Below are 1,231 nucleotides of genomic sequence, written 5' to 3'. Positions count from 1 at the left end.
CCTTTATCTCAACATGACCTGCGCGGACTCCCGGATGCCGATATGGTGCTTGAGCGCTTGAGCGCCGGAGAAATCCATACGCCATTTGATCTTGACCGTGGGCCGCTTATCCGCGCCAGCCTTATCCGGCTCGCCGATGACGAATACCGGTTCTTACTCACCCAGCATCACATTGTTTCCGATGGCTGGTCTGCCAGTGTGTTGATTCATGAGCTGAACACACTCTATACGGCGTTTCTGGCCGGGCAACCGGACCCGTTGCCACCGCTGGTGATTCAATACCCGGATTATGCCGCCTGGCAGCGCCAGTGGCTGTCGGCTGAACGTACCCGGATTCAATCCGACTATTGGCGCACCATGCTGGCTGACGCGCCGGTTCTGCTGGATCTACCTACTGACCGGCCCCGTCCGCCTGAGCAGTCGTTTGCCGGCAATGTCGTGCCGGTTGTTTTGGATGCAGAGTTAACGGCGGCCCTGAAACGCCTGAGTGAACAGCACGGTGTCACATTATTTATGACGCTGTTGTCCGCCTGGTCGATAGTCCTGTCGCGCCTGTCAGGTCAGGAAGATGTGGTGATAGGCACGCCGAGTGCCGGTCGTGGTCGTCAGGAAGTGGAACCGTTGATCGGGTTCTTTGTGAATACGCTGGCGTTGCGTATGGATTTATCGGGTGAGCTGACCGTGACGGAATTACTGGCGCGTGTACGGCAAACCGCCTTAGCGGCACAGGAGCATCAGGATTTACCGTTTGAGCAGGTGGTGGAAATTGTGCAGCCGCCGCGCCGACTGGCGCATACGCCGTTGTTCCAGGTGATGTTTGCCTGGCAGAACAATGAAAATACGGAATGGAAACTGCCGGGGCTGGATGTATCAGCAGTCGATCAGGTCCTTGATGTTGCCAAGTTTGATCTTGATCTTAGCTTGTCGGAAGAGGCGGGCGGGATTGTGGGTACGCTGGGTTATGCCACCGCGCTGTTTGATCAACCGACCATAGAACGGCAGGTGGGATATCTGCACACGGTACTGCAAGCCATGGTTGCTCATGCTCAACAGCGGATCGGGGAAATCAATATCCTGTCCCCGGCAGAGCGCAGGTTGTTACTGGAAACCTGGAATGCGACGGAAACGGCGTACCCTGACCCGTGGTGTGTTCACCAATTGTTTGAACAGCAGGTAGAGAAAACCCCGGACGCGACTGCGTTAGAGTATGAAACGCAGACGCTCAGTTATG

General features: G+C 56.2%; 1 protein-coding gene. It reads left to right on the top strand.

The features are described from left to right. Window positions 1–42 precede the first annotated feature (42 nt). Window positions 43–1,231 (top strand): condensation domain-containing protein (locus tag EAE89_RS22910; RefSeq protein ID WP_244866756.1); only part of this gene is annotated, 1,189 nt, incomplete at its 3' end.

The organism is Photorhabdus heterorhabditis, from assembly GCF_018448905.1.
Lineage (GTDB): Bacteria > Pseudomonadota > Gammaproteobacteria > Enterobacterales > Enterobacteriaceae > Photorhabdus > Photorhabdus heterorhabditis.
This window is presented reverse-complemented; position numbering and strand designations above follow the sequence as displayed.